Source organism: Acinetobacter sp. DSM 11652 (assembly GCF_900109815.1).
Lineage (GTDB): Bacteria > Pseudomonadota > Gammaproteobacteria > Pseudomonadales > Moraxellaceae > Acinetobacter.
The window spans coordinates 1-1,590 of sequence record NZ_FOBK01000035.1 but is presented as its reverse complement, the minus strand read 5'-3'; the positions used below and the strand labels follow the sequence as shown (position 1 = coordinate 1,590).

Annotated in this window: 1 protein-coding gene; it reads right to left on the bottom strand. The window is 33.1% G+C overall.

Annotation, left to right across the window (positions count from 1 at the left end; all coding sequences use genetic code 11):
* Positions 1–749: 749 nt before the first annotated feature.
* Positions 750–1,590 (bottom strand): hypothetical protein (locus BMW42_RS14600; protein WP_213032625.1); only part of this gene is annotated, 841 nt, incomplete at its 5' end.

Sequence of the window (1,590 nt, the reverse complement as noted above, 5' to 3'; positions counted from 1 at the left end):
GATCAGCAGATCAGGAATGCACGCTTACTCGTTTCTCTGGAGAGAAACAATATTGTGTTGTTGACCAAGCATTCTCTGTACGTCAATTTAGCCAGTTAAATCACTTTTGGTCTCGGCACATGCCGAATATTTTTTCTCACACACCACGCATCTATCGATGAAACTGCTCAATCCTTTACATCATAAGGTTTACATGGAATTTTAATGGGTTAAAAAAGTGGGGCTCTAAAAAAGCAAAATATAAGCTTATATAATTGAAAAATAAAGAAAAAATCCAGCTCACCGAAAAGGGCTATAAAATATGAAAAATTATACATAAATATTTGTTTTATATGGTGAAAATTCTGGGCTCTGAGTAAATTTGGGGTATAGCCCATTTTTTTGGGGAAAAATTCAATAAGTAATTAATATATATAGATAAACACTTGAGCTCTGAATTTTTCTTGATATTGATGGTTTTAAAGCGAATATTAGTTGTGTGTAAAAATATAAAACTCAGTATGTATAACGAAATTTTTTTTTGAGAGAAGTAAATGATGGACAATATTATTCAGTTATCTAAACCATGTACGCTTTGTGGAATTAGGCAGAATGTTAAGTTGTTTGCTGAGCTAATGCTTTGCTCTCAATGTCAGGAAAATATTAGGATCACTAATCCTGGTATGTTTGCTTCAAATGAACACATTGAACAAAAAACTCAGGATTAACCTGAGTTTCGTACGGTGTATTTTAATTTTAGAAATTTTTAATTATTTCACATATTGCCAAACGTCAGGATCAACATAGTTTTCATCGATGTGGTAGCCTTGTGATACAGCATCTTTTTCATCAGCCTCTCTTGACTTTTTATTTCTTAACAACTCATTTTTAAATGCTTGCTCTAACTCTTTTGATGTCATTTTATAAGTATCAATATTGTTCTCTGAGTCATCCAATGAATTTCTTTCATCATAGCGAATGGTATTGAAAGCATAGCGAACCATATATTGTTCTTTACCATCTTCAGTTTTTTTAGTTTGTTTTATACTCAGATTCAAAAGGATACCATTGGCATATAACCGATAGCCTATTGAATTTCCTGTAACGTTATTAATTATTTTTTTCCATTCTTCAAAAGTACAAATATAACTCGGGTCAATGACATCACCCGATTGCATTAGGTATCGAATATTATCTTCCTTAGCTATTCGTGCAGAAAAACGATAGAAATAATTTTTCCATCCTGCCTCGTTTAGTCGCTTCATTAAAGCAACATAAGCCTCATAGGCTTGCTCAGGACGTACAAACTCTTCTTTGTTTAAGCCAGCATCAATATCTATACCTTCAATACCTTCTTCTTTATGAAAAGATGTTCCTAAAACATTAAAAACGTGATCAATCAGTAGGCTATTTGCACCATTTTCAATCTTAATTTGACCCAGGTTCGGTGCTGAGAAGCGAAGAGATGTAAAACTCGCTACAGGATGATTATCAACCTCACCCTGATTGTATTGAACAAAGTCTTTAAAGCCCTGTAGACCAAAATGGAGTAAATAAGGTTGCTGATTCATTGCACTATTCTCTATATTTTTTGCATTAGGTTGGCAACCT